General features: G+C 57.7%; 21 protein-coding genes. 15 read left to right on the top strand and 6 right to left on the bottom strand.

Going from position 1 to position 21,519, the window contains the following annotated elements:
- Positions 1-20 precede the first annotated feature (20 nt).
- The 5 genes from queA to secF all read left to right on the top strand — a co-directional run bounded on the left by queA (position 21) and on the right by secF (position 5,532).
- Positions 21-1,094, top strand: coding sequence for a tRNA preQ1(34) S-adenosylmethionine ribosyltransferase-isomerase QueA (gene queA, locus FCN80_RS10765; RefSeq protein ID WP_136990162.1), 1,074 nt, complete (start codon positions 21-23; stop codon positions 1,092-1,094).
- A 103-nt stretch (positions 1,095-1,197) separates the two neighbouring features.
- A complete protein-coding gene (gene tgt, locus FCN80_RS10760) occupies positions 1,198-2,346 on the top strand; it encodes a tRNA guanosine(34) transglycosylase Tgt (protein WP_136990161.1) in 1,149 nt (382 codons plus the stop codon).
- On the top strand, positions 2,347-2,679 hold the full coding sequence (gene yajC, locus FCN80_RS10755) for a preprotein translocase subunit YajC (protein WP_136990160.1): 333 nt from the start codon (positions 2,347-2,349) through the stop codon (positions 2,677-2,679).
- A gap of 27 nt (positions 2,680-2,706) precedes the next feature.
- Positions 2,707-4,554 carry a protein translocase subunit SecD gene (gene secD / locus FCN80_RS10750; protein ID WP_136990159.1) on the top strand — a complete coding sequence of 616 codons (1,848 nt, stop codon included), beginning with the start codon at positions 2,707-2,709 and terminating at the stop codon, positions 4,552-4,554.
- Between the two features lie 9 nt (positions 4,555-4,563).
- Positions 4,564-5,532 carry a protein translocase subunit SecF gene (gene secF, locus FCN80_RS10745; protein WP_136990158.1) on the top strand — a complete coding sequence of 323 codons (969 nt, stop codon included), beginning with the start codon at positions 4,564-4,566 and terminating at the stop codon, positions 5,530-5,532.
- A 197-nt stretch (positions 5,533-5,729) separates the two neighbouring features.
- Here secF and FCN80_RS10740 read toward each other — a convergent pair whose 3' ends face one another.
- On the bottom strand, positions 5,730-6,320 hold the full coding sequence (locus tag FCN80_RS10740) for a SadB/YajI family lipoprotein (RefSeq protein ID WP_136990157.1): 591 nt from the start codon (positions 6,318-6,320) through the stop codon (positions 5,730-5,732).
- Between the two features lie 174 nt (positions 6,321-6,494).
- On the opposite strand from FCN80_RS10740, the gene nrdR reads away from it, so the two are divergent.
- The 6 genes from nrdR (at position 6,495) to pgpA (ending at position 10,605) form a co-directional block, all read left to right on the top strand.
- Positions 6,495-6,944 (top strand): transcriptional regulator NrdR, encoded by a 450-nt coding sequence (gene nrdR / locus FCN80_RS10735; RefSeq protein ID WP_136990156.1) that lies wholly within the window; start codon positions 6,495-6,497, stop codon positions 6,942-6,944.
- A 9-nt stretch (positions 6,945-6,953) separates the two neighbouring features.
- Positions 6,954-8,078, top strand: coding sequence for a bifunctional diaminohydroxyphosphoribosylaminopyrimidine deaminase/5-amino-6-(5-phosphoribosylamino)uracil reductase RibD (gene ribD / locus FCN80_RS10730; protein WP_136990155.1), 1,125 nt, complete (start codon positions 6,954-6,956; stop codon positions 8,076-8,078).
- Positions 8,079-8,163: 85 nt separating this feature from the next.
- On the top strand, positions 8,164-8,634 hold the full coding sequence (ribH, locus tag FCN80_RS10725) for a 6,7-dimethyl-8-ribityllumazine synthase (RefSeq protein ID WP_136990154.1): 471 nt from the start codon (positions 8,164-8,166) through the stop codon (positions 8,632-8,634).
- Between the two features lie 14 nt (positions 8,635-8,648).
- Positions 8,649-9,068, top strand: coding sequence for a transcription antitermination factor NusB (gene nusB / locus FCN80_RS10720; protein WP_136990153.1), 420 nt, complete (start codon positions 8,649-8,651; stop codon positions 9,066-9,068).
- 53 nt (positions 9,069-9,121) lie between these two features.
- A complete protein-coding gene (gene thiL / locus FCN80_RS10715; protein ID WP_136990152.1) occupies positions 9,122-10,108 on the top strand; it encodes a thiamine-phosphate kinase in 987 nt (328 codons plus the stop codon).
- Positions 10,105-10,605: a phosphatidylglycerophosphatase A gene (pgpA, locus tag FCN80_RS10710; RefSeq protein ID WP_136990151.1), complete on the top strand. Its 501-nt coding sequence runs from the start codon at positions 10,105-10,107 to the stop codon at positions 10,603-10,605. Before thiL ends, pgpA begins: the two co-directional genes overlap by 4 nt.
- A gap of 36 nt (positions 10,606-10,641) precedes the next feature.
- Here pgpA and FCN80_RS10705 read toward each other — a convergent pair whose 3' ends face one another.
- Entirely contained in the window at positions 10,642-11,616 is a 975-nt protein-coding gene (locus FCN80_RS10705; protein WP_136990150.1) for an aldo/keto reductase, read from the bottom strand.
- Between the two features lie 303 nt (positions 11,617-11,919).
- Here FCN80_RS10705 and FCN80_RS10700 point away from each other — a divergent pair, with 303 nt between their 5' ends.
- Positions 11,920-13,176, top strand: a complete 1,257-nt coding sequence (locus FCN80_RS10700) for a dicarboxylate/amino acid:cation symporter (protein ID WP_136990149.1) — start codon at positions 11,920-11,922, stop codon at positions 13,174-13,176.
- 14 nt (positions 13,177-13,190) lie between these two features.
- Here the strand turns inward: FCN80_RS10700 and FCN80_RS10695 are convergent, their stop codons facing one another.
- Positions 13,191-14,138, bottom strand: coding sequence for an AraC family transcriptional regulator (locus tag FCN80_RS10695; protein ID WP_230492606.1), 948 nt, complete (start codon positions 14,136-14,138; stop codon positions 13,191-13,193).
- Positions 14,139-14,303: 165 nt separating this feature from the next.
- Here FCN80_RS10695 and FCN80_RS10690 point away from each other — a divergent pair, with 165 nt between their 5' ends.
- Both FCN80_RS10690 and FCN80_RS10685 read left to right on the top strand, forming a co-directional pair.
- Positions 14,304-15,182, top strand: coding sequence for an oxidoreductase (locus FCN80_RS10690; protein WP_136990148.1), 879 nt, complete (start codon positions 14,304-14,306; stop codon positions 15,180-15,182).
- A 563-nt stretch (positions 15,183-15,745) separates the two neighbouring features.
- Complete coding sequence (locus FCN80_RS10685; RefSeq protein ID WP_136990147.1) at positions 15,746-16,660, top strand: inverse autotransporter beta domain-containing protein; 915 nt, start codon at positions 15,746-15,748, stop codon at positions 16,658-16,660.
- A gap of 87 nt (positions 16,661-16,747) precedes the next feature.
- On the opposite strand, the gene dxs is transcribed toward FCN80_RS10685, so the two are convergent.
- From dxs to xseB, 3 genes are read right to left on the bottom strand one after another with little or no spacing between them, the layout of a single operon-like run.
- Positions 16,748-18,622: a 1-deoxy-D-xylulose-5-phosphate synthase gene (gene dxs / locus FCN80_RS10680; protein WP_136990146.1), complete on the bottom strand. Its 1,875-nt coding sequence runs from the start codon at positions 18,620-18,622 to the stop codon at positions 16,748-16,750.
- A gap of 42 nt (positions 18,623-18,664) precedes the next feature.
- On the bottom strand, positions 18,665-19,564 hold the full coding sequence (gene ispA, locus FCN80_RS10675) for a (2E,6E)-farnesyl diphosphate synthase (RefSeq protein WP_136990145.1): 900 nt from the start codon (positions 19,562-19,564) through the stop codon (positions 18,665-18,667).
- Between the two features lie 4 nt (positions 19,565-19,568).
- Positions 19,569-19,811: an exodeoxyribonuclease VII small subunit gene (gene xseB / locus FCN80_RS10670; RefSeq protein WP_136990144.1), complete on the bottom strand. Its 243-nt coding sequence runs from the start codon at positions 19,809-19,811 to the stop codon at positions 19,569-19,571.
- Between the two features lie 244 nt (positions 19,812-20,055).
- Here xseB and thiI point away from each other — a divergent pair, with 244 nt between their 5' ends.
- Positions 20,056-21,507, top strand: coding sequence for a tRNA uracil 4-sulfurtransferase ThiI (gene thiI / locus FCN80_RS10665; protein ID WP_136990143.1), 1,452 nt, complete (start codon positions 20,056-20,058; stop codon positions 21,505-21,507).
- Positions 21,508-21,519: the final 12 nt, after the last annotated feature.

The raw sequence follows: 21,519 nt of genomic DNA, 5'->3' as shown, positions 1-21,519 counted from the left end.
TTTTACGTAAGTGAATTGCCATGCGTGTCGCCGATTTTTCCTTTGATTTGCCCGAACAACTGATTGCCCGCTATCCCCGAACACAGCGTAGCGCCTGCCGCCTGCTCGGGTTGGACGGGCCTACCGGGGCATTATCCCACGGCGTATTCACCGACCTGCTTGATCAGTTGGCGGCCGGCGATCTGCTGGTGTTTAACAATACCCGGGTGATCCCGGCCCGGCTATATGGCCGCAAAGCCAGCGGCGGTAAAATCGAAGTACTGGTGGATCGCATTCTTGATGATCACCGGGTATTGGCGCTCGTTCGCGCCTCGAAAGCGCCGAAGCCCGGCGCCGTACTGCTGTTGGGCGACGACGAGAGCTTGTCGGCCACGATGCTCGCCCGTCACGACCAATTATTCGAGCTCGGTTTCGATGACCCGCGCGATGTGTTGACCCTGTTGAACGCCGCCGGCCATATGCCCCTGCCTCCCTATATCGATCGTCCGGACGACGCCGCGGACCGGGAATTGTACCAGACGGTTTATGGCGAACGTCCGGGGGCGGTCGCCGCGCCCACTGCCGGATTGCATTTCGACCAGCCCCTGCTGGACGCGCTGCGCGATAAAGGTATTGAGATGGCCTTTGTCACTTTGCACGTGGGGGCCGGTACATTTAAGCCGGTACGGGTGGATAATGTCGAAGAGCACGTGATGCATTCCGAATATGCCGAAGTGCCCCAATCGGTGGTGGACGCGGTATTGGCCTGTAAACAGCGGGGCAACCGGGTGGTGGCGGTGGGAACGACATCGGTGCGTTCTCTGGAAAGCGCTGCCCGCGCCGCGGGGGATCAGGGTATTTCGCCGTTTTTCGGCGACACCGATATTTTTATTTTCCCCGGTTACCGCTTTCGGATTGTCGATGCGTTAATCACCAATTTCCACCTGCCGGAGTCAACCTTGATTATGCTGGTATCGGCCTTTGCCGGTTACGGCCACACCATGGCGGCCTACCGCGAAGCGGTGGCGCGGGAATACCGGTTTTTCAGTTACGGCGACGCCATGTACATTACCCGCAACGATCGGGCCGGCGAAGACCAGGTCGGCCGGCCCTAAAGCCACACCCTGCCGGCTGGCGCGCCGCCAGCCGGTTTCATTGCCGCTGCGCGCGCAGTCGGCGTTATCAGCATCGGACTGTTTCTCTGATGTCGGAGGATATGTGAAGTACCAATTAATCAAAACAGACGGTCCGGCGCGGCGCGGCCGCCTGCTGTTCGAACGCGGTGTCGTGGAGACGCCGGCCTTCATGCCGGTGGGTACCTATGGCACGGTAAAGGGCATGACGCCGGAGGAAGTGGCCGCCACCGGCGCGCAGATCATCCTGGGCAATACGTTCCATTTGTGGTTGCGTCCCGGTCAGGAAGTCATGCGTCAGCATGGCGACCTGCACGATTTCATGCAGTGGCACGGCCCCATTCTTACCGATTCAGGCGGTTTTCAGGTGTTCAGCCTCGGCGATATCCGCAAAATAACCGAGGATGGCGTGCATTTCCGCAACCCCATCAACGGCGACGCCATCTTCCTCAGCCCGGAAAAATCCATGGAAATCCAGTATGATTTGGGTTCCGATATCGTCATGATTTTTGACGAATGCACGCCGTATCCGGCTGAATACGATTTCGCCCGCCGCTCGATGGAAATGTCGTTGCGCTGGGCCGAGCGCAGCCGCCGCCGTTTTGACGAATTGCATAACCCCAATGCCCTGTTTGGCATCATCCAGGGGAGCGTTTACGAAGATTTACGCGATGTTTCGGTAAAAAGACTGGTAGAGATTGGCTTTGATGGTTACGCTGTGGGCGGCTTGGCCGTGGGCGAGCCGAAAGCGGATATGCACCGGATTCTCGAACATGTTTTGCCGCAGATCCCCGCGGATAAACCCCGCTACCTCATGGGCGTGGGCAAACCGGAGGATCTCGTCGAAGGCGTGCGCCGCGGTATCGATATGTTCGACTGCGTCATGCCGACGCGCAATGCGCGCAACGGCCATTTGTTCGTGACCGGCGGCGTGGTGAAAATCCGCAACGCCGCCAACAGAAATGATTTGTCGCCGCTCGACGAGCACTGTGATTGCTACACCTGTCGCAATTATAGCCGTGCATACTTGCATCATCTCGACCGTTGCAACGAAATACTCGGTGCCCGCCTGAACACCATCCATAATCTGCGGTATTATCAGCGTCTGATGGCGGGTTTACGCCAGGCTATCGATGAAGGTAAATTAGAGCGGTTTGTTGAAGAGTTTTATGGACGGGCCGGCAAAGCCGTTCCGCCTTTAGTCGTTGAGTTCAATTACAATGAGGGAATTTAAATGAGCTTTTTCATTTCCGACGCCGCAGCCGCAACAGGCGGACCGTCCCAGGGAAGTCCCATCTCCCTGGTAATCATGCTGGTGGTGTTCGGCCTGATTTTTTATTTCATGATCCTCCGGCCCCAGCAAAAACGCACCAAAGATCACAAAAAGCTGATGGACTCCATCGGCAAGGGCGATGAAGTACTGACCACCGGCGGCTTGGTCGGGCGCGTAACCAAAATTGCGGATACCGGCTATATTGCGATTGCGTTGAACGATACCAACGAAGTGGTTATAAAGCGTGATTTCGTGGCCGCTGTCTTGCCGAAAGGTACGATGAAAGCGCTGTAATAACTGATTTTCCCCAAGGGAACTGCCGTGTTGAACCGTTATCCTTTATGGAAGTACATCATGATTATCCTGGCATTGCTCGTCGGGCTTCTCTATGCGCTTCCAAACCTTTATGGTGAGGATCCGGCCGTGCAAATCACCGGCGCGCGGGGTGCCGCCGCCAGTGAAGCGACGCTGGTCCAGATCCAAAACATCCTAAAAGAACAACATATCACCAGTAAATCCATTACCCTGGAAAACGGCGCCATCCTGGCCCGTTTTCCCAATCCGGACGTGCAGTTGCACGCACGGGAAGTGTTGCTCAACGCCCTTGGCGAGAATTACGTCGTGGCGCTCAACCTGGCGCCGGCCACGCCGTTCTGGCTTTCCGCCGTGGGCGCCGAGCCGATGAAGCTGGGTTTAGATCTGCGCGGCGGCGTCCACTTCCTGATGGAAGTGGATATGGACACCGCCCTGGGCAAATTGCAGGAACAGACCATGGACTCGCTGCGCGGCGATTTGCGGGATAAGGGCATTCCGTATGCCACAGTGCGCAAGTCCGACAATTACGGCGCGGAAGTGACTTTCCGCGACGGCGCCACCCGCGATCAGGCGATAAGCTACCTGAGTCCCCGCCATCGTGATCTGGTCATCAGCAGCGTGGGCGATAATGCCCTGCGCGCCGTCATGACGGATGCCCGCCTGCGGGAAGCGCGGGAATACGCAGTACAGCAGAATATCACCATCCTGCGCAACCGGGTGAACCAACTGGGCGTCGCCGAGCCGCTGGTGCAGCGCCAGGGCGCCGATCGTATCGTGGTCGAGCTGCCGGGTATCCAGGACACGGCCCGCGCCAAGGAAATCCTCGGCGCCACCGCCACCCTTGAATTCCGCCTGGTGAACACCACCGTGGATCGGGCCGCCGCCGCGGCCGGACGGGTTCCGGGCGATTCGGAAGTGAAATATACCCGGGACGGTCAGCCAGTGGTGCTTTACAAGCGGGTTATCCTGACCGGCGACCACATCACCGATTCCACCTCCAGCAGCGACGAATACAACCGTCCCCAGGTCAACATTTCCCTGGATAGCACCGGCGGCAACGCCATGTCCAATTTCACCAAGGACAATATCGGCAAACCGATGGCGACCCTGTTTGTGGAATACAAGGACAGCGGCAAGAAAGACGCCAAGGGCCGGGCGATACTGGTCAAGCAGGAAGAAGTTATCAATGTCGCGACAATCCAGTCTCGACTGGGCAACAGCTTCCGCATTACCGGCATCGACAACCCCAACGAGGCCCGGCAACTTTCCCTGCTGCTGCGCGCCGGGGCCTTGATCGCGCCGATTCAGATCGTCGAGGAGCGGACCATCGGCCCGACGCTGGGCATGCAGAATATCACCCAGGGGCTGGAAGCCTGCTTGTGGGGCCTGGTGGCGTCCATCGTTTTCATGGTGGTGTGGTATCGCAAGTTCGGCATGATCGCCACAACGGCGCTTATCGCCAACCTGGTGCTGATCGTGGGCATCATGTCCTTGCTGCCGGGGGCAACGCTGACCATGCCGGGCATCGCCGGGATCGTCCTGACCCTGGCGGTGGCGGTGGACGCCAACGTGCTTATCAACGAACGCATCAAGGAAGAACTTCGCAATGGACGTACCGTGCAGCAGGCCATCCATGAGGGATACAAAGGCGCGTTTTCCAGTATCGTTGATGCCAACATCACCACGCTTATTACCGCGATAATCCTGTATTCGGTGGGTACCGGCTCCATCAAGGGCTTCGCCATCACCACCGCCATCGGGGTGGCCACCTCGATGTTCACGGCTATCGTCGGCACGCGCGCCATCGTGAACCTGCTTTACGGCGGCAAGCGGATCAGCAAACTGTCTATCTAGGAGTATGTTGTGGCACAACAACATAAGGTTGAGGATTTAAATTACGGCCGTAAAGTGTATGACTTTATGCGCTGGGATTATGTCGCGTTCAGTATATCCATAACGTTGCTTATTATTTCGGCAGTGCTGATGGTGACCCGCGGCTTCAACTGGGGCCTGGATTTTACCGGCGGTACGGTCATCGAGTTGAACCTCAGCAAAACCGCCGATCTGGACGCCATGCGCAATGCTCTGGAACATGCCGGCTTCAAGGAGCCGGTGATCCAGAATTTCGGCAGTAGCCGGGATGTCATGGTCCGCATGCCGCCGGTTCAAAACGGCGCCGGCCAGGAATTGGGCAACCAGGTGCTATCGGTCATCAAACAGTCCTTCGATCAGAACGCGTCCGTCAAACGCATAGAGTTCGTCGGGCCGTCCGTGGGCAGCGATCTGGCCCAGGCCGGCGGCATGGCGCTGCTGGTGGCGCTTATCTGTATTCTGGTTTATGTCGGCTTTCGGTTCGAGTGGCGTCTGGCCCTGGGGGCGGTACTGGCCCTGGCCCATGACGTGCTGATCACCATGGGGGTTTTGTCGCTCTTTCATATTGAAATCGACCTGACCATCATCGCCTCGTTGATGTCGGTCATTGGGTATTCGCTTAACGACAGTATCGTGGTGTCCGACCGTATCCGGGAAAATTTCCGTAAAATCCGGCGCGGCAGCTCCTATGAAATCATTAATGTGTCGCTGACCCAAACCCTCAGCCGGACGTTAATGACCTCCGCCACCACCTTGGTGGTGGTGCTGATGCTGTTTATTTTCGGCGGCCCCATTCTGCACGGCTTCTCGCTGACGATGCTCATCGGCGTGACCATCGGTACGGCGTCTTCCATCTATGTCGCCTCCGCGCTGGCCTTGAAGCTTGGCATGAAGCGTGAACATATGCTGCAGCAAAAGGTCGAAAAAGAGGGCGCCGATCAGCCTTCGTTGTTGCCTTGATGACACGGTGATTGCGCTCCCCGTCCGTATGCGTGGGGGGTGTCGCGCCGTGGCGGCCAGTGGCCGTGCCTTTCGTAAACCCCGCCCGTGCGCGCGGGGTTTTTTATTTCATGCCCGCTCCAACACCAGAATGGGTCTAACTGCGCCGCCCATTGTCGTGGGGCGAACTGTCGCACCAAGCGCCGCGCCCCAATCCGTTATTCCCGGGACAAGGGCGGGGTGGCGTCCGCCGCCGCCGGCGAAGTCGGGGTAATCGGCAGAATGTCATGCACGCGGATAAAACCAATCTGTTCCGGAGCCAGCCCGCTCAGGCGCAGCTCAAGGGTGGCTTCCGGTTTGGGCAGCAGGGCGGTGGGCACGACGATGGGCTGGCTGAGCGCATCGGCGGTCAGCGGCCTGCCGGTCGCGGGGTCCACCTGGCCCCAATCCACCATGGCGTGGAAGGCGCGCAGGGGCGTGTTGTCAGCGGTGCGGATGCGCAGCAGCGCCCTGGAGCCATTGGCTTCCGGATCCACCCGGTCGAGGGATACCATCAGTCGCCCGATCCGGCTATCCACCTGGGCCGCCGTCTGGGCAGCCGGATAGATATACACGCCGCTGGTGGATTTTTCGTTGAGGCTGTTTTGCTGCATCAGCGCCGAGACCTGGGTATTGAGGGAATCCACCTGCCTATTGAGCTGGCCCATTTCAGCCTTGAGCGCGGGCGCTCCAGGGCCGCGTTGTTGCGCACACCCGGCCAGCAACCCCCCGGCGGCAATGCATAACGCTAAACGATAACCGATTGGCATAACGGCTCTTTCCTTATTTTACCGACAAATTACAGCTTAGCCCGTAACCTGGCAAAAGTCATGATGTGAAAGGCGCGTTGCCTCGCAGATCCCGGCGCTTGCGGGGCAATACGCTTTGTTGTCTCGCCCGTTCGCGCTAAAATGACATACCCTTATGGCTGTCCAGGAAGCATTATGCATTGCCCTTTTTGTTCTGCAGTCGATACCAAGGTTATTGATTCCCGTCTGGTGGGCGACGGTTCCCAGGTCCGGCGGCGTCGGCAATGCCTGGTTTGCAACGAACGGTTTACCACTTTCGAAGTGGCGGAACTGGTATTGCCGCGGGTCATCAAAAGCAATAATGTCCGTGAACCCTTCAATGAAGACAAACTGCGCGGCGGCTTCCTGAAGGCGCTGGAAAAAAGGCCCGTCAAATCCGATGATGTTGAAATGGCCATCAATCATATCAAATCACAACTGCGGGCGACCGGCGAACGCGAGGTGCCCAGTAAAATGATCGGAAATCTGGTGATGGATGCGTTGAAAAAGCTGGATAAAGTGGCTTACATCCGTTTCGCCTCCGTTTATCGCAGTTTCGAAGATGTGCGCGAGTTCGGCGAGGAAATCGCCCGTCTTCAGGATTGAGGCAAGGTTATGCAACAAGATGAATTTTATTTGGCCCGGGCCTTCTCACTGGCCCGCCGCGGTCGATTCACCACCACGCCGAATCCGAATGTCGGCTGCGTCATTGTTCGCGATGGCCGCGTTGTCGGTGAAGGCTTTCATTGGCGCGCCGGCGAACCCCATGCCGAAGTCAATGCCCTGCGCATGGCCGGCGATGCGGCGCGGGGCGCCACCGTATATGTCACTTTGGAGCCGTGCAGCCATCAGGGCCGCACGCCGCCCTGCGCCGATGCCCTGATCGCCGCGGGCGTGGCCCGGGTGGTGGTGGCGACCCAAGATCCCAATCCGTTGGTGGCCGGCCGCGGGTTGCAGCGGCTGCGCCAGGCCGGCATCGAGGTACGGCACGGATTGATGTTGGATGAGGCCGAAGCGGTCAATCCCGGTTTTCTCAAACGCATGCGCACCGGTTTCCCTTACCTGCAGCTCAAACTGGCCGCGTCGCTGGACGGCCGTACCGCCATGGCATCCGGGGAAAGCCAGTGGATCACGTCCGAACATGCCAGGCGGGACGTACAGACCTTACGCGCTCAAAGCTCGGCTATCCTGACCACCAGCGCGACGGTCCTGGCCGACGACCCCTTACTGACGGTCCGCTGGCCGTCGTTGCCGGCTGCGGTTCGCGAGCAATATCCCGAAGAGGCGTTGCGCCAGCCGGTGAGGGTCGTCATCGACAGCCACAACCGCGTCACGCCGTCGCATCGCCTGTTCTCACAGGCGGGGCCCGTCTGGCTCGCCCGTTTGCAGGCCGACGAGCAGGCCTGGTCGTCATCGGTGGAGCAATTAACGCTGCCCGCCGGCGACCAGGACAATGCGCGCGTCGATTTGGTGGTGCTGATGATGCAACTGGCCCGGCGCCAGATCAATAGCGTTTGGGTCGAAGCCGGGGCATCGCTGGCCGGCGCCTTGCTTGAAGCCGGTCTGGTGGATGAGATCATTCTTTATCTGGCGCCCAGGCTGCTGGGGGAGGGGGCGCGGGGGCTGTGCGCATTGCCCGGTCTGGAAAAACTGTCCCAGGCGCCGGCTTTCTCGCTGACCGATCTTCGCCAGATCGGGCCGGACATCCGGCTACGGCTTAAACCGCGGTATTCGGAGTAATCCGCGCGCGCAGCCAATCAAAAGTTATGTTAGAATCCGCCCCCTTGTAGGGCCGTTATCGCCATTTGCCAATCGAAGGAAAGCCATGAACGTTATCGAAGGTGTTGTTGCCGCCCCGGATGCCCGCATCGCGATCGCTATCGCGCGCTTTAACCATTTCATCAACGACAGCCTGCTGGAAGGCGCCATTGATGCCTTGAAACGCGTGGGCCAGGTTAAAGACGACAATATCACCGTGGTATGGGTACCCGGCGCCTACGAGCTGCCGCTGGCGGTTCGGGCGCTGGCCGACAGCCGCCGGTTCGACGGGATAGTGGCGCTGGGCACGGTTATCCGCGGCGGTACCGCCCATTTCGAATACGTCGCCGGCGAATGCAGCTCCGGCCTGTCCGCGGTGGCGGCCGCCAGCGAGCTGCCGGTGGCCTTCGGGGTGCTGACCACGGAAAGCATTGAGCAGGCCATTGAACGGGCCGGCACCAAGGCCGGCAACAAAGGCGCCGAAGCCGCGATGACCGCCCTGGAAATGATCAATGTACTCAAAGCCATCAAAGCGTAAGTAAGGGGAATTCAGTGAAACCTGCTGCTCGTCGCCGTGCGCGTGAATGTGCCGTCCAGGCGCTTTACTCATGGCAGTTGTCTCATAACGATATTGCCGATATTGAGGTCCAGTTCCTGGCGGAACAGGATGTCACGGATGTGGATATCGCTTATTTTCGCGAGCTGTACACCGGTACGGCGACGCATGCGGCGGAACTGGACCAGTTGATGGCCCCTTACCTTTCCCGCCAGTTGGACGAACTCGGCCATGTCGAGAGGGCGATATTGCGGTTGGCGCTTTTCGAGCTCAGTAAACGACAGGATGTGCCTTACAAAGTGGCCATCAACGAAGCTATCGAACTGGCGAAGACCTTCGGCGCCGAAGACAGCCATAAGTTCATCAATGGCGTGCTGGACAAGGCGGCTCCCCAACTCCGTCCCGGACGTAAATAAGGCGGGTGCGGGCCTCGGGGCCTGACATGCAACGAACAATATCTGGATAGGTTATGGCCAAAGGCGAATTTGATCTGATTACCCGTTATTTTGACCGGGTAAGAAGCGTGCGCCGGGATGTCGTGCTTGGCATAGGGGATGATTGCGCGCTCCTGACGGTGGACGAAAAACGGCTGCTTGCGGTCAGCTCCGACACCCTGGTGTCCGGTACGCATTTTTTGCCTGACATTGCGCCGGGCGATCTCGCCTCCAAATCCCTGGCGGTTAATTTAAGCGATCTGGCCGCCATGGGAGCGGACCCGGCCTGGCTTTCCCTGGCGCTGACCTTGCCGTTCGCCGATGAAAACTGGCTGGCCGCATTCAGCGACAGCCTGTTTGCGCAACTGGACTATTATGGCATGCAATTGGTGGGCGGTGACACGACCCGCGGCCCGCTAAGCCTGACGATGACCATCCACGGGCTGGTTCCGGCCGGTCGCGCCATTACCCGCGCCGGCGCCAAAATCGGCGACTGGATCTATGTTACCGGTACGCTGGGCGATAGCGCGGCCGGTCTGGCGTTGCTTCAGCGGAAAATAACCTCTGATTCCGCCGCGGACGAAGCCTATCTCATCGGGCGGCATCTGCGGCCGCAACCACGGATCCTGCAAGGGCAGGCTTTGCGCGATTTGGCCAGTGCCGCCATCGATCTGTCCGATGGCCTGATTTCCGATCTCCGGCATATTCTCGAACGCAGTCAATGCGGCGCGCGCATCCATCTTGATGATCTGCCGCTCTCCCAAGCGCTTCGTCGTCAGGCCGAGCCCGGACAGATTTTGCGCTGGGCGCTTAGCGGCGGGGAAGACTACGAACTTTGCTTCACCGTTCCGGAGATCAACCGCGGCGCCCTTGACGTGGCGCTGGGGCATGCCGGCGCCGATTTCACCTGTATCGGGCAAATCATGCCGCGCAGCGAAGGGTTGCAGCTATTGCAGAATAATCGTCCCATCGACCTTGACTGGCGGGGTTATGATCATTTCAATGACGGCGGGTCGGCATGACCGGTGAAGCGGCACCGGCAATGAGTCGCATCCGGCTCAGTAACCCCTGGCATTTGCTGTCAACCGGTTTCGGTAGCGGGTTATTTCGCTGGATGCCGGGCACGGTGGGGTCGCTGGCGGCTATTCCTTTCTGGTGCCTGCTGATACTGCTGCCCTGGCAAATGTATTCGCTGGTGGTGCTGCTGGCCATTTGCCTTGGCGTATATGCCTGCCGCCAGACCGCCCGCGACATGGGCGTGCATGATCACGGCTGCATCGTCTGGGATGAATTCGTCGGCATGTGGATTACTCTGATGGCCCTGCCGGCCAATAACTGGCGCTGGGTATTGGCGGGGTTTGCGCTGTTTCGCCTGCTGGATATCTGGAAACCCTGGCCCATCAGGTGGTTTGACCGCAATGTGCAGGGCGGCATCGGCATCATGATTGACGATATTATTGCCGGTATCGTCGGCGCGGCGGCTCTATACTGGCTCGGCCATTACTGGCCGTTGTCCTGACCTCCGCGCGCGCTCGTTTTTCAGGGCGTCGGCCAATCAGGCGAAGCCAACGGGGAAATGCGGTGAGTAGGCTGTTTCCAGCTCGGCTATTTCCTCTGAATCAAGCTTAACCTCAAGCGCCCCCAACAAATCCGCTAATTGATCCGGGCGCGATGCGCCAATGATGGGCGCGGTGACCGCTGGCTTGCTCAATACCCAGGCCAGCGCGATCTGCGCCCGCGAGATACCGCGTGTATCGGCCAGCACGCCGACGCGTTCAGCGATACGAGCGTCAATCTCCTCAGTGGATTCATACATGGCTTTACTGACCTGGTCGGATACCGAGCGGGCGGTGGTCTCGCCCCACGGCCGGGTCAGCTTGCCGCGAGCCAGCGGACTCCAGGGCAATACCGCAATATTCTCCCAGCGGCAGAGAGGGTGCATTTCGCGCTCTTCCTCGCGTTGGATCAAGTTGTATTGATCCTGCATACTGACGAAGCGCGTCCAGCCGTGCATATCCGCCGTATACAATGCGCGGGCGAACTGCCAGGCGTACATGGAGGATGCGCCGATATAGCGGGCCTTGCCGGCTTTGACCACGTCATGCAGGGCTTCCAGGGTCTCTTCCAGGGGCGTGTGGTAATCCCAGCGATGAATCTGAAACAGGTCGACATAATCGGTACCCAGCCGGGTCAGGCTATCGTCGATGGATTGCATTATCTGCCGACGCGACAGGCCTTGCGGCAGGTTGCTCATTTCGTGATAAACCTTGGTCGCCAGAACCACTTCGTCACGGCGGACGAAATCCTTCAACGCCCGGCCGACGATCTCTTCGCTGCCGCCATCGGAATAGCTGTTAGCGGTATCAAAGAAATTGATACCGGCATCAAGGGCCTGTTTGATAAGCGGCCGCGAGCTTTCTTCCGGCAGTGTCCAGGCATGTTTGCCGCGGGTCGGTTCGCCGAAGGTCATACAACCCAGGCATAAACGAGATACACGAAGATCTGTGTTGCCTAACGTGGCAAACTCCATGGCTGCCTCCTAATTGCAATGCTGATTATTTGTTCAAAAAATAATTATAACTTTAAATAATTAAAGTTGCATCGCGGCGGTGATTTATCAGGCGCGCCGTGATACTCCCTCCTGCAAGGCGGGGGGAGGATATCGGGGGTTCAGGCATCAAACGCGGGGGCCGCCGCCGCGAAGGATCTGTGCGTCTTTATCGTGTTTTTTGCTATATCACAAGGAATTTCAACTGACCATGGACGAAAATGCGACCCATTCTTTTATTCACTTTTTTCTCTACGCATCAGGCGACTGATTGACGGGAAATCCATGTCCACATCCAATAAACTCACGGTCAGTATTCTGGCTTGTATGGTGCTCGGCATTGTTGCCGGCGCCCTGGTACATCAATTTGCCGCGCCGGAAAGCGCGCGCGCCTATGCCGCTAACATCACCCTGCTGACCGACATCTTTCTCCGGCTGATTAAGATGGTTATTGCGCCGCTGGTTTTTACTACCCTGACCGTCGGTATCATGAACATGGGCGATACCTCCGTCATCGGCTCTCTGGGCGGTAAAGCGTTTGCCTGGTTTATCGCTTCTTCGGTGATATCGATTCTTATGGGATTGACGGTGGTCAGCATGCTTCAGCCCGGCGCCGGGCTGAACCTCCCCATCCCGTCCCAGACGATGGATACCGGCCTGGCCGCCGACAGCATGTCCTTAAAAACCTTTATCGCTCACACGTTTCCCACCAGTATCATTGATGCGATGGGGCATAATGAAATATTGCAGATCGTGGTTTTCTCGCTGTTCTTCGGTATCGCCGGCGCCTCGCTCGGCGCAAAATTCAACAAGCCGCTGTCGGACGGTCTGAACGTCGTTTCGCATATCATGTTGAAGGTTACCGGCTATGTGATGTTTATGGCGCCCTTGGCGATTTTCGCGGCGGTATCGTCGGTCGTCGCCAAGGAAGGACTGGGCATTTTGCGTAACTACGCGTCGTTTATCGGCGGCTATTATCTGGCTGTGGCGCTGTGCTGCCTGATGATGATCGCGTTTTGCTATACCCTGTTGAAATCGGCGACTTTTCATTTGCTGAGTTTGCTTAAAGAGCCGGTCATCCTGGCATTCACCACCAGCAGTTCCGAGGCCGCCTATCCTAAGACACTGGAACAATTACGTCGGTTCGGGTGTCCGGGCAATATCGCCTCCTTCGTGCTGCCGTTGGGCTATTCATTTAATCTGGTCGGATCGATGATCTACTGTTCATTCGCCGCCATGTTTATCGCCCAAGCTTATAATATCCGGTTAACCGGCGGTGAAATCGCCATGCTGATGCTGACATTGATGATGGCGTCGAAGGGGATTGCCGGCGTTCCGCGTTCGGCGCTGGTGGTGCTGGCGGCGACGGTGCCCAGTTTCCATATTCCTGTCGCGGGCATTCTATTGCTAATGGGGATTGACCATGTGCTGGATATGGGGCGTTCGGGCATTAATGTCCTGGGCAATGGCCTCGCCACCGCCATGCTGTCCCGTACTGATATGCGCCAGGATGCGGCCGCGCAGTGGCAAGAAGACCATTGAAAAAATGCGGTCCGTTAATGGGATGAAATAAAATCTGAATCAATAGGCGGCGCAGGCAAGGCGAAATCCGCCTTTAGCCGCCGGGTTTCGCTTTTCGGGCTGAGGCCGAACAATCGCCTGAACTCCCGGCTGAACTGCGAGGCGCTTTCGTAGCCCACCGCCAGACCGGCCGACGCCGCGGTCAAGTCGTTGCGCACCATCAATAGCCGCGCCTGATGCAGTCGCACCGATTTCAGATATTGCATGGGCGACGTCTGGGTGATGGTTTTGAAGTGGCTGTGAAAGGTCGGCACGCTCATCCCCGCCTCGGCCGCCAACGCCGCGACATCCAGATGGCGCTGATATTCGCCATGGATGCGCCGTATGGCCTTGGCTATTCTGCCGAACCGCCCCTGCATGGACAATGCCGCGTGCAACACCGCGCCTTGTTCCCCGGACAGAACATGGTAATAGATTTCCCGAATTAGCGCCGGGCCGAGAATTTCCGCTTCCAACGGCCGGGCCATGGCCTCCAGAAAACGCAATACCGATTCACTGAACCTTCGGTCCATCGGGGTTGACAACATACTTTGCGGGTCCGCCGGCAAAACGGTCTCGCGTCGGTTTATCTGCACCAGCAAGTCTGCCGCCATATTGAAATCCAGATGCATATAAATGGCGAGCAAGGGTTCTTCGGCCGAGGCATCGGTTTCCATAATAAAAGGCACCGGCACCGACACGGCCAGATAATGCTGACTATCGTACAGATACACCCGCCGACCCCAAGTACCCCGTTTCCGTCCCTGACAGACGATGACGATGCCCGGATCGTATAATACCGGTGTACGCGCAAGCGGCCGGTCCGAACGCAAAAAACGGATATCGGGCAGCGGCGAGACGTTATAGCCTTCCTTGGGCGCCAGGCGCCGCAGTAACGCGACCATGCGCCGCCGCAGCGCGTCATCGTAATCCGCTTGTTCCACCCTTATCTCCCTGACCAGAGATGATCAGGCAGGTATTATGCCATTACTTCCCTGATGATCCAGTTTTCTCATAGGAATAGACAATAAAAACAGATTAACCGACATCGGCATTCTTTCCCTTGAACGGTACCATGCTTGTCCCTAGTCAGTTACGGAGTCGAATTCATGAAGCCATCCAACCAAACCGCAATCGGCCTTGCGCCAAACGGCCCCAAGGTACCCAAGACCCTGCTTATCACCGGCGTCAGTAGCGGGTTCGGCCGCGCGCTGGCCTGCGCGGCGCTCTCGGCCGGCCACCAGGTTATCGGTACGGTACGCAATGAGGTGGATAAAGCCGCTTTCGAATCCCAAGCGCCGGGCCGGGCACAGGCCATTTTATTGGATGTGACCGATATCCGGCGCATCGACGGTCGGGTAAACGAGCTGGAAACCCGCTATGGCCCCATTGACGTGCTGGTGAATAATGCCGGCTACGGGCATGAAGGCATATTGGAGGAATCGCCCCTGGAAGAGATGCGGCGGCAGTTCGACGTCAATGTCTTCGGCGCGGTGGCCATGATTAAAGCCATCGTGCCGCATATGCGCGCGCGGCGTGCCGGGCGTATAATTAATATCACGTCCATGGGCGGCATGATCACCATGCCCGGCATCGCGTATTATTGCGGCAGCAAATTTGCGCTGGAAGGCCTATCCGAGACGCTGGGAAAAGAATTGCAACCTTTCGGCATCGCGGTAACCGCCGTCGCGCCCGGTTCGTTTCGCACCGATTGGGCCGGCCGCTCCATGGTACGCAGCCCCCGCGTCCTGGCCGATTATGATCAACTCTTCTCCCCCATCCGCCAGGCCCGCGAAGAGAAACACGGCAAGCAACTTGGCGATCCTGATAAAGCGGCTCAAGCCATCCTGACGTTGATAGACCATCCCCAACCGCCGGCCCATCTGTTGCTGGGCAGCGATGCCCTGACGCTGGTGCGGCAAAAGTTGCGTGATTACGCCGAGCAACTCGATGCCTGGGAAGCATTGACCCGTTCCACTGATGGTTGATTAAATCGGTGATATCCAGGCGGCGCCATACTGCCCACCCCACAAGCGCCTTCCTGTGGCTTGTGGGCCGCGTTTGCCCGCCGCGCGGCAGCACAAAGTATTTAAAGTTTAAACCTGTGATACATGCTGAAAGATAAAATTGATTAACACATGACTCTCGCTTGTCGCCGGCAAAAGTCCTATGTCGCGGACAACCCTTTGTTATTTCTCATTCGGCGAATTTGCGGAGGGAAACAATAAATTGATATTTATTGTATCATTCAATAATCTCAGTATTACACAATCAAATATATCTATTTTGATTATTATTATTCATCTTTTTCGTACTACCAAAACGTTAATTAAACGATATAGTAAAAACCGGAAGATAATAGTTAATGGGACAATGGCATGTTCCGGCATTTACTTTGAAATAGATTCATCATTATTCAAGTGGCCTCTTTGTTGGCTATGCGCCGGCAACGCGCAGTGGGACGATCATTACCGTAAAACCGTCATCGGGGCGCCGTCATTCATAAGGAATTCGTCGGCCATATCCACCTGTTTCTTAAGGACCCGTTTGCATGAGGCACTTGCCCGCTAAGCCCATAAAGAAAATGCGTTCCCGGAGCGGTTTTACCGCGTGGTTTTCATTAAACGAGCGGGTCACTGGCGGTCTGTTGCTCTTGGCTATCCTACTGTCCTGGCCGGCTTGGCCGGCGAGGACGGCAATGGACGGCGAATCGGCGCCCTCGGGGGTATATGGCACCGTCAACGCCGGGTTTGCGCTGGATGAAGATGATCGGCACGACGTCAGTTCCCTTGATGTGTTGGCGCCATTACTGGAAGGTCCCGATTCGTTGATATTCGCCCAATTCGGCGGGCGCAATCAGGATAGCCGCAATACCGTGAATCTGGGCGCCGGCGGCCGGTTATTCATACATCGCTGGATGCTGGGTCTCAATGCGTTTTTCGATAATGACGCGACAGGCAAAAACCGGCGTCTGACATTGGGATCGGAAATTCGTACCGATTATATCAATTTGTCCGCCAATATTTACTATCGCCTGACCGATGAGCGTCAGTCGCGGGATTTCAGCGCCCTGGATGAGCGTCCGGCGACCGGCTATGACATGCGGGGCGAAGCCTATTTGCCGGCGCTGCCGCAGTTGGGCGCCAAAATGGTGTTTGAGCAATATTTCGGCGAAGGCGTCGCCCTGTTCGATAAAAATATCCGCCTGGACAGCACGCGGGCATTGACGGTCGGCCTGAGTTTTACGCCCATCCCCTTGCTGACGCTGGCGGCGGAAGAACGTGCCGGCAGCGGCGATCAAAGCGACAGCCGTATTAGCCTGCGAATCATTTATCGTCTGGGACTCCCTTGGCGGGAACAAATCGATCCTCAGGCCGTCGCCCGTATGCGGCTACTGGACGTCAGCCGTTACGATGCGGTGGACCATGAAAACCTCATGGTGCTGAATTATCTCAGGCCGCGTTAAACACGGCTTAACAGCGGCAAAACACCCATTCAGGACGCGGAACGACCCCTTGCCGGCAATCGTCCTCTTGCCGTGCCGCCTGCCGCATCAACGGCTATCCTGGGGCAGCCAGTCGCGAATCTGTTTAAGGATACCCGCGCTGTCCAAACCGACATCGGCCCGGATTTCCGCCTGGGATCCTTGCGGGACGAACCGGTCCGGCAGACCGATGTTCAACACCGGCGTCATCAAGCGTTGCCGTAGTACATATTCATTAACGCCACTGCCGGCGCCACCCATCACGACGTTTTCCTCCACCGTGATCAGCGCCTCGTGATTGGCGGCCAGTTCCAAGATCAGTGCTTCATCCAAGGGTTTGACGAAACGCATATCCGCCAATGTGGCGTTCAATTGCTCCGCCGCCGCCTGGGCGGCAGGCAGCAGGGCGCCGAAGTTTAGAATGGCGATATTCGCGCCTTGCCGGCGTATGACGCCTTTGCCGATGGGTAAAGGCGCCAGCGGCGAGAACGCCGCGCCGGTGCCCGCCCCGCGAGGATAGCGTACCGCCGCGGGGCCGGCGTCGTAATGGTATCCGGTATAAAGCATCAGGCGGCATTCGTTTTCATCGCTGGGCGCCATGATCACCATATTGGGGATGCAGCGCAAATAAGAAAAATCGAAAGCGCCCTGATGAGTCGGTCCATCGGCCCCCACGATACCGCCGCGGTCAATGGCGAACAATACCGGTTGCCGTTGCAGGGCCACATCATGGATCACCTGGTCGTAAGCCCGCTGCAAGAAGGTGGAATAAATTGCCACTATCGGTTTATAGCCGCCGATAGCCAGACCGGCGGCAAAGGTCACCGCGTGCTGCTCGGCGATGGCCACATCGAAATACTGGGCCGGAAATTGCCGTGAAAACGCCACCATACCGGAGCCTTCCCGCATGGCCGGCGTAATGGCCATCAATTTCGGATCATTGGCGGCGGTCTCGCACAGCCAGTCGCCGAAAATGGCCGAATAGGTCGGCGGTCCCCCGGCCTTCTTGGGCAAGGCGCCGCTTTGCGGATCAAATTTCGGCACCGCATGCCAGCCGATGGGATCTTTTTCCGCCGGGGCGTATCCCTTGCCTTTCTTGGTCATGATGTGCAGAAACTGCGGGCCTTTCATTTCGCGCATATTCTTAAGCGTATGCACCAGACTCAACACATCGTGCCCGTCCACCGGCCCAATATAATTAAAACCCAGTTCTTCAAACAACGTGCCGGGTACCACCATCCCTTTGATATGCTCTTCAGTCCGTTTCACCAGTTCCTTAATGGGCGGCAGGCCGGAAAGGACTTTTTTGCCTCCTTCCCGCAACGTCGCATACAGTTTGCCGGACAAAATCTGAGCCAGGTGATTATTCAGGGCGCCGACGTTTTCCGAGATGGACATCTCGTTATCGTTAAGGATAACCAGCAGGTCGGATTTAATGTCGCCGGTGTGGTTCATCGCCTCGAAGGCCATGCCGGCGGTGATGGCGCCGTCGCCTATCACGCACACTGTACGGCGGCCCTTGCCCTCGTGTTCCGCCGCGACCGCCATGCCGAGCCCGGCGCTGATGGACGTGGAGGAATGGCCCACCGACAGGACGTCGTATTCGCTTTCTTCACGCCAAGGGAAGGGGTGCAGACCGTTTTTCTGGCGGATCGTGGCGATATGGTCGCGTCTTCCGGTCAGGATCTTGTGCGGATAAGCCTGGTGGCCCACATCCCAGATAACATGATCGAACGGGGTGTTATAGACATAGTGCAACGCCACCGTCAACTCCACCGTGCCGAGCCCCGAGGCGAAATGGCCGCTTGAGCGGCTGACGCTATCAAGCAGAAACTGCCGCAGCTCATCGCACAGTTTGCCCAAACTCTCTTTGGGCAATAACCGCAGCTCCGCTGGGATGTCGGCCAGTGCGAGCGTTGGGTATTTCGTTATATCAAGGCTCATCGGATACTCATACCTGAGGAAAAAACAGCCACTATCACGGATTTACTTGTCGCGTTCGATGACGAACCGGGCCAACGCCGCCAACGTAGAAGTATCATAGCCCAGGGCGGCGACATATTCTAAGGATGCTAATGATTCATTGTGCAAATCACGGGCTTTTGCCCGCGCGCCATCCAGTCCAAGCAGCGCGGGATAAGTATTTTTACCCAAGTGCTGATCAGCTCCCTGACGCTTGCCCAATATTGCGGTATCGCCCACCACGTCAAGAATATCGTCCTGGACTTGGAACGCCAGTCCGATAGCGGTGGCATAGCGATCCAAATAAGGCAACGCCTGCCTGCCGGGCTCGCCGGCGGCCAGCGCGCCAAGCTTGACCGCCGCCCGGATGATATCGCCGGTTTTTCGCCGGTGTATGGTTTCCAGCGCCGGCAGTGAAACCGTTCGACCCTCCGCCGCCAGATCCAACGCCTGTCCCAGGCACATGCCGCCGGCGCCGCTGGCCTGGGCCAGCGTTGAAATCATCGCTAACCTGTCCCGATCCGCTAGCGACGGCACCGGCGCATCGGCCAGGATGGCGAACGCCAGGGTTTGCAGCGCGTCGCCGGCCAGGATGGCGGTCGCTTCGCCGAACCGGATATGGCAGGTCGGTTGGCCGCGACGCAAATCGTCGTCGTCCATGGCCGGCAGATCGTCGTGAATCAGCGAGTAGGCGTGCACGCATTCGATAGCCGCGGCCGGCGCATCCAGGGCGTCCGGCGTCAAACCGAACAGCCGGCCGGTGTTATAGACCAAAAACGGCCGTAATCGTTTACCGCCCAATAGCGCGCCATAACGCATGGCCTGCACCAGGGACTCGCCATTGTCCAGCGTCGCAAAGAGGCGATCCAGCGCCTGATCCACACGCTCATGGCTGGCCTGAAGCAGCAGGGCGAAATCTGTCATGACATTATTCCGATTCGGGCGTAAACGGCGTTAACGCCGCGTTCGGGTCGTCGCTAAGCAGAATCTGTACGCGTTGCTCGGCCTGTTGCAATGTTTGCTGGCCCTGGCGCGCCAACTGCACGCCCTGTTCAAATGCGCCAAGGGCCTCTTCCAGCGGTAATTCGCCGGACTCCAGGCGGTTGACTATTGCTTCCAGTTCTTTGAGGGCCGTTTCAAAACTGGCCGGTTGTTCGGTTTTTTTCGGCATAGTGTAATCGATCTGTTGACAGGCTGCATTTACCCTTGGGTATGATAAAACTGTAAACGTTAGCTCAGTGTGCGATGATAAGCAAATAGAGCCTCAATCCGGTGGCGGAAAGTGTTATACTCCGCGCCTCGTAAGGTATCGGCGATGCCCGCGCATGGGGCGGCGACGCCGTTAATACCGCATTACGCATTATACGACGCAATACCCGGCGTCGCCTTTGAATGATCTTATAACGACAAGCGCCATGAAGTTTATCATTAAACTGTTTCCGGAAATCACGATAAAAAGCCAATCCGTGCGATTGCGTTTTATAAAAATCCTGACCAGCAATATACGAAATGTGCTGAAACCCCTCGATCAAACGCTGGCGGTGACGCGTCACTGGGATCATATCGAAGTCCGCGCCGATGATGAACGCCGCCGTGGGGATATCGCCGACGCGCTGACGCGCATTCCCGGTATCCACCATATTCTCGCGGTGGAAGATAGACCTTATGCGGATATGCACGATATCTATCTGCAGGCGCTTGAGCTGCATCGGGGAAACCTGGTCGGCAAAACCTTCTGCGTCCGGGTAAAACGGCGCGGCACCCATGATTTCACCTCGCAGGATGTCGAGCGCTATGTGGGCGGCGGCCTTAACCAGAATGTGCCGGGCACCAAAGTCAAACTGACCCGCCCGGAGGTTACCGTTCACCTGGAAATCGAGGATGACCGTTTGCTGCTGATCACCGGCCGTTATGAAGGCTTGGGCGGTTTTCCCATCGGCACGCAGGAAGACGTTCTGTCGCTCATATCCGGCGGTTTTGACTCGGGGGTGTCCAGCTATATGCTTATCCGCCGCGGCTGCCGGGTACACTATTGTTTCTTCAATCTCGGCGGCGCCGCGCACGAGATCGGCGTAAAACAGGCCGCCCACTATATCTGGAATCGTTTTGGCAGCTCCCATCGGGTCCGCTTTATCGCTATTGATTTCGCGGCGGTGGTGGGCGAGATCCTGGAGAAGGTGGATGATGGCCAGATGGGCGTGGTGCTCAAACGCATGATGGTGCGGGCGGCGTCGAAGGTGGCCGAACGTTACGGTATTCAGGCGCTGGTGACCGGCGAAGCCCTGGGTCAGGTTTCCAGTCAAACACTGACCAACCTGAGCCTGATTGACAGTGTTTCCCCGACGCTGATTTTACGGCCGCTTATCTCCCATGATAAAGAACATATCATCGACCTGGCGCGCCAAATCGGCACCGAAGACTTCGCCAAAACCATGCCGGAATATTGCGGGGTCATCTCTAAAAGTCCGACGATTAAAGCGGTCAGGCAGCGAATCGAGCAAGAAGAGGCGAATGTTGATTTCGCCATACTCGATAAAGCGGTGGCCGAAGCGCAGAGCATGGATATTCGCGATATTATCCGGCAATCCCACGATGAGTCGGTCATGGAGATAGAGACCGCGGCGGAAGTCAAGGAAAACGAAATCGTGTTGGATATTCGCTCGGCGGACGAACAGGAAAACCAGCCGTTACGGCTGGAGAACATTATAGTGCAAACCTTGCCGTTCTATAAACTCGGCAGCCAGTTCGGCGCGCTCGATCAAAGCAAATCGTATTTGCTTTATTGCGAGCGCGGGGTCATGAGCCGGTTGCAGGCGCTTTATCTGCGCGAGCAAGGATTTGCCAACGTCAAGGTTTACCGGCCCTGACGTCCGTTCGGC

This window comes from Martelella alba, from assembly GCF_005217455.1.
Taxonomy (GTDB): Bacteria; Pseudomonadota; Gammaproteobacteria; order Enterobacterales; family Enterobacteriaceae; genus Acerihabitans.
The sequence above is the reverse complement of the archived record's forward strand: the minus strand, read 5'-3'. Positions and strand labels throughout refer to the sequence as shown.